The 5,955-nt window shown below is 42.4% G+C and carries 4 protein-coding genes; 3 read left to right on the top strand and 1 reads right to left on the bottom strand.

The window, feature by feature from the left end:
- Window positions 1–3,313: PAS domain-containing protein (locus C7B62_RS23885; RefSeq protein WP_158260741.1), on the top strand; the 3,313-nt coding region annotated here is incomplete at its 5' end.
- A gap of 9 nt (window positions 3,314–3,322) precedes the next feature.
- A complete protein-coding gene (locus tag C7B62_RS23880; protein ID WP_106243565.1) occupies window positions 3,323–4,144 on the top strand; it encodes an alpha/beta fold hydrolase in 822 nt (273 codons plus the stop codon).
- A 15-nt stretch (window positions 4,145–4,159) separates the two neighbouring features.
- Here the strand turns inward: C7B62_RS23880 and C7B62_RS23875 are convergent, their stop codons facing one another.
- Complete coding sequence (locus C7B62_RS23875) at window positions 4,160–4,714, bottom strand: GUN4 domain-containing protein (protein WP_106243562.1); 555 nt, start codon at window positions 4,712–4,714, stop codon at window positions 4,160–4,162.
- A gap of 208 nt (window positions 4,715–4,922) precedes the next feature.
- On the opposite strand from C7B62_RS23875, the gene bioB reads away from it, so the two are divergent.
- A partial coding sequence (gene bioB, locus C7B62_RS23870; protein WP_106243560.1) for a biotin synthase BioB occupies window positions 4,923–5,955 on the top strand: 1,033 nt, incomplete at its 3' end.

The raw sequence follows: 5,955 nt of genomic DNA, 5'->3' as shown, positions 1-5,955 counted from the left end.
CCCGAACACCCACCCCGCTTTCGCCTTTTATCATTCTCGCAGTGTGGCTAGTGCCTTAACTACAGGACAGCCTTGTAATAATGTAAAAATGGGATTTTTTCAGTCAGAGGATAATTTAATTTGGCTTTCATTGGATTCTCAGCCTTTGTTTGCAGGAAATAATAACCAACCATTTGGGGTAGCAACCACCTTTCAAGACATTACGGGGGAGCAAGCACAAATAGACAGTCAAGGTCAAGATCACCATGATGTGAAAGTTTCAGCAGAAACTATTCCAGGAGTGCTATATGTCTTTGATGTAATTGAGGGACGCAATACTTATCTTAATTCCCAAACCTATGATTTATTAGGCTATACCCCAGCAGAAATAAGCGCCATGGGGGATAAGTTTACATCTGAGGTAATGCACCCCCAAGATTTTGCCCAATTTCCCGCTCATTTAGCCAGACTAGAGCGATCGCAATCAGAGGAAGTAGTCAAACTTGAGTATCGAATGCGTCATCGGGATGGTAGATGGCGCTGGTTTTCCACTCAGGATAGAGTATACCGCCGTTCTGCGGATGGTCAAGTAGAACAGATCTTGGGTCTTGCCAGAGATATTAGCGATCGCAAGCAAATGGAAATGGCTTTAAAAGAGAGCGAAGAACGCTTGAACATGGCTATAGTCGCTTCTGGTACTGGGATGTGGTTTTGGGATTTGGTTGAGGATACTCTGGAGTGGACAGATCAATGTAAAGCTATATTTGGTATGCCTCTTGAGGCTGAACTAAGCCACGAAAAGTTCATCAATACCCTGCATCCAAAAGATCGCGATCGCACTCAAGCAGCAGTAGACCAAGCTTTAGCTAATCAAACTGAATACAATATTGAATATCGTGTTGTTTGGGCAGATCAGAGTATCCACTGGATAGCTGCCAAAGGAAAAGGTATTTATAATCAGAAAGGTCAAGCCGTCCAGATGATCGGTACAGTAGTGGATGTCACTAATTTAAGGCGATCGCAACAACAGCTACTAGAAAACCAAAATCTGCTCAAACTTGCCCTTTCAAGTGCTAAAGCAGGGAGCTGGAGTTGGGATCTAATTCAGCAAGACATTGTTTGGTCGCCAGAAAATTACGCCCTGTTCGGCATCGAGCCTCAGATACAGCCTTTTAGATATGATGATTGGCAACAATTATTACACCCCGATGATCGAGAGCAAAGTAAGCAAGATATCGCCCAAGTTCTCTCAGGAAAATCTGCTGAATTTCAAACTGAATTTAGAATCATTCATCCTCAAAAGGGTATTCGCTGGATCTTAGGCTTGGGTAATGTTACTTGTGATGCTAACGGTCAACCAATTCGTCTGAGCGGGATTAATTTAGATATTACCCAGCTTAAAGAAAATGAAGCAGCTTTGCGTCACTCTCAGCAGCAGCTAAGGATCTTACTAGATAGCTTGCCAATTTTTACAGGATTTTTAACTCTTGATGGAGTGCTTACTGAAGTTAACCAAGTAGCTTTAGATGCGGCGGATTTGCAGCGAGAAGATGTCTTGAACAAGCATTTTTGCGAAGCATACTCGTGGTCTTATGACCCAAAAATTCAGGAGCAGATAGACAGTGCCATCAAACGAGCAGCAGCAGGAGAAATGGTACGTTTTGATGTTCTGGCTAGAGTTAGAGAAGGAAACTCGATCGTGGTGGATTTTGGTATAGTTCCCAAGTTTAACGATCGCGGACAGGTTGAATATTTAGTTCCCTTTGGGATGAATATTAGCGATCGCGAAGCGGCCAAACAAGCTCTTAAGCAAAGAGAGCATGATCTAAAGTTGATCACTCAAGTAATTCCCCAACAAATTTGGACGGCAGCAAAAGACGGTCATCTAGACTATATCAATCAGCGCTGGCAGGACTATACAGGATTCAATCTAGAACAAATGCGCCAACTAGGTTGGGCGAGTATTGTCCACCCTGATGAGTTGCCAGCCGTAACATCAAGTTGGATTCAAGCGATTAAAACCGAAAGCAAGTTTGCCTTAGAAATTCGCTTGCGCAGTGCTGAGGGAAGATATAACTGGTTTCTTTGCAAAGCAACGCCGTTGCGAAACGAACAGGGAGAAATTGTTAAGTGGTACGGTAGCAACACCGATATTGCCAAAATTAAAGAACTAGAGCAAAAACTGCTCCAGCAAACCGAAGATTTGATCCAAGCTAATCAGCTTAAAGATGAGTTTTTGGCGATCGTTTCCCATGAATTACGTACTCCACTGAATCCGATCTTAGGGTGGTCACAGCTACTTTTAACTGGGAGACTAGATGCAGATAAAACCGCTCAGGGATTTGCCATTATTGAACGCAATGCTAAATTACAGGCACAGTTAATTGATGATTTGCTTGATGTTTCAAAAATCTTACAGAACAAGCTAAATCTTAATAAAACTCCCGTAAATCTTGAATCAGTGATCGACTCGGCACTGACTACTATTCAGCTTGCCATAGAAACCAAATCAATTCAAATTAAAACCGAATTAGAGTCTGGTATTGGTCAGGTTTTAGGAGATGCTGCTCGTTTACAGCAAATTGTCTGGAATTTACTGACTAATGCCGTCAAATTTACCCCCGAACAAGGTCATATATTCGTCAGGCTCAAAAGAATCAACACGGAGGCATTAATTGAGGTCGAAGATACAGGACGAGGAATCGAAGCAGAATTTATCCCTTATGTATTTGATCGCTTTCGTCAGGCAGACAGCGCCAACACAAGAGAATTTGGCGGGTTGGGCTTAGGTCTTGCTATAGTGCGTCATTTAAGCGAACTACACGGAGGAACGGTTGCGGTATCGAGTCCAGGCTTGAATCAGGGAGCGACTTTTAGCGTCAGCTTGCCAGTGATAAACGTGCCTACAGCCAGGCACATAGATCTAGAATCCGATCGCTCAATTAGGTCAAATCGCTTGAACGATCTAACTATTCTAGTCGTAGATGATCAAAAGGATTCATTGGAGATACTCACTGTAGTCTTAGAACAAGAAGGGGCAAATGTAATCTCGACCAGATCGGCAGCAGCAGCTTTAGCAGTGTTAAACCAGACAACCCCCCATGTGATTGTGAGTGATATTGGCATGCCCCATACTGACGGTTACAACCTAATTAAGCAGATTCGCCAACTGCCTCAAGGACAAATACCAGCGATCGCTCTTACCGCCTATGCCAGAGAAATCGATCGGCAACATAGCTTTGATGCGGGGTTTAATCGGCATATCGCCAAACCGATCAAAATTCCTGAGTTGATTACAGCGATCGCCGAACTAATTAAAACTATCAAATACTGACGTTCAACTATGAAATTAAATACAGAAATCAAAGGACAAGGATATCCTGTACTTTGTCTACATGGTCATCCTGGCTGCATAGCAACTATGTCTGTATTTACCAATTATTTATCCCAGCAATATCAAACCATCACCCCCGATCTACGAGGCTACGGGAAAAGTCGTTACCAACAGCAGTTTGTGATGGAGGATCATCTGACGGATATAATCACCTTGCTAGACAAGCAGCAGATAGAGCAATGTTTGTTATTAGGTTGGTCTTTGGGGGGGATTATCGCCATGGAATTAGCCCTAGCACAGCCTCAAAGATTTAGCGGCATGATCTTAATTGCTACGGCGGCCCATCCCCTTAGTAGCCATCCGCGAGAAACTTGGCAAGATCTCTTATTTACAGGGATCGGAGGCATCATCAATTATTTTGTACCAGCTTGGCAATGGAACATTGATACTTTTGGCAAGCGATCGCTTTTTCGCTATCTAATTCAAAACCATAAACTAGAGTCTTATCAATATCTGGCAAAAGAAGCAGTTCCTGCCTACCTACAGACCTCAAAAGCAGCAAATCAGGCTTTATCTACCGCCATCAGACAAGGGTATAACCGCTTAGAGCATCTATCCCAGATTGAGATTCCCTGCCTAATGTTATCAGGAGAATGCGATCGCCATATTATTCCCGACGCTAGTCAAAAAACTGCTGAACATCTAAATAATTGCGAATATAAAAACTATCCTCAAGTAGCGCATCTTTTTCCTTGGGAAATTCCCGATCTGGTCTTAGCAGATATTCAGCAATGGTTGGAGCAATATGCACCAAAGCCAATTGTTAATTAAATTCTGCAAATCCTGCTAAATATTACAGCTTAACAATCGTGCCAGAAAGTAATTGGTCATTTTAGACCCATAAGGAGAATTCCACCAAAGACCAGGCAGTCCTCCTGTCGCTGCGTCCTCAGAGTAGTCCAAATCGCTACATTTAATCCAGTTGCCACTTTCACGCCATCCCAAGCGATCGCCCCACTGTTCAATTAATTGATTATTTTGTTCAACGGTGGTTTGGACACTGCCTCCCAACTCTTGATACACTTTTACCTGAACGCTAAAGCCAAAACGACTATCACTATAGTTAAGCCAAAGTCGATCTATGACCTGTAGTTCGCTACAGTCGATATGTTCAATTTCATTTGGACGCAAATTCTCAATTTCTGCTTCCCCAGCAACCGCCAAAATAAGCTTGACAGTTTCTTTGTCTGCTTCAAGCCATTGACCAGCTTTTAAAAAATTTTGCAGAGCTTCATAGCGATAAATATTGCTAACTCGCAGTAATTTTTCTTCGAGGCTGGCCATTCTTTCTTCTAGCTGTTCAATACTGCTTTGTGAAGACGATTTAGGACTAGGAGTCATATAAGATAGCTTACTTACATTGTTAATAGCTCTTATTATAGTCAAAGCCAGAGTTGCCGATTAGGAAAGGATCTAGAGTAGTCATGAAGTCTCAGATATTTTCTCAATTAATCTAGCTTAACTTTTTAAAACTTTCTCTTGATTTCACCTGAGTGGATCGTGATACAACAATAAGGTTCTCTATCAATAAAGAGCGTGACCTATCGCCATGACCAATCTTGACTACAGTGCCATAGCTGAACTTTCCTTGGCAGGAGAATTAATTGATCGCCCTACAGCTCAAACTATTTTAAATGCCCCTGATGTCTTCTTGTTAGAACAGCTATCCGCAGCTCACAAAGTACGCCATCACTATTGGTCAAATCGCGTTAGACTACACTTTTTACTCAACGCTCAAAGCGGTTTATGTCCTGAAGATTGTAATTATTGTTCTCAATCAAAAATTTCCTCTGCTGAAATTGAGAAATATCCTCTGATTGCTCAGTCAAAAATTGTCCAAGCAGCAGATCGAGCAGCTAGCTTACAGGCGGGGACTTTCTGCATGGCTATTTCAGGGCGATCGCCTTCGGAATCTGTGTTTAACAGTGTTCTAGAAGCATTTGAGGCAGTTAAGAGTAGACATGATTTGAAGATCTGCGCCTGTTTAGGGTTATTAAGTGAAGAGCAAACCCAGCGTTTGGCAGCAGTAGGAGTGGATCGGGTGAACCATAACTTGAATACGTCAGAAAATCATCACGAAAATATCTGTAGTACCCACACCTTTCGCGATCGCGTTGCCACCCTTAAAAACGTCCAAAAAGCTGGAATTACTACCTGTTCTGGCGGGATATTGGGCATGAATGAAAGCGATGAGGATATCATTGACCTGGCTTATTCCTTAAGAGAATTAGACGTTACCAGTGTCCCAATTAACTTCTTAATTCCCATTGAAGGAACTCCTTTATCTACAGTTAATCAGCTTAATCCCCGTCGCTGTTTAAAGATTTTAAATCTCTTCCGCTTTATCTTGCCTAAACAAGAAATTAGAATTGCTGGAGGTAGAGAAGTACATTTGCGATCGCTCCAAGTAATGGGCTTATATCCTGCTAATTCCATCTTTGTCGGCGATTATTTAACTACTGTGGGGCAATCTGCTAGTAGCGACTTGGCGATGATCCGTGATGCGGGTTTTGTCTTAGAAAACGCCGATGGTTCGGTATTAGCCACGGCAGAACAAGTGAACTTAAGCATCGAGTTTAAAC

Origin of the sequence: Pleurocapsa sp. CCALA 161 (assembly GCF_003003995.1) — a bacterium.
In the GTDB taxonomy this organism is placed as follows: Bacteria; Cyanobacteriota; Cyanobacteriia; order Cyanobacteriales; family Xenococcaceae; genus Waterburya.
Note: the sequence above shows the minus strand (reverse complement) of the source record. Positions and strands in the feature narration are given on the sequence as shown.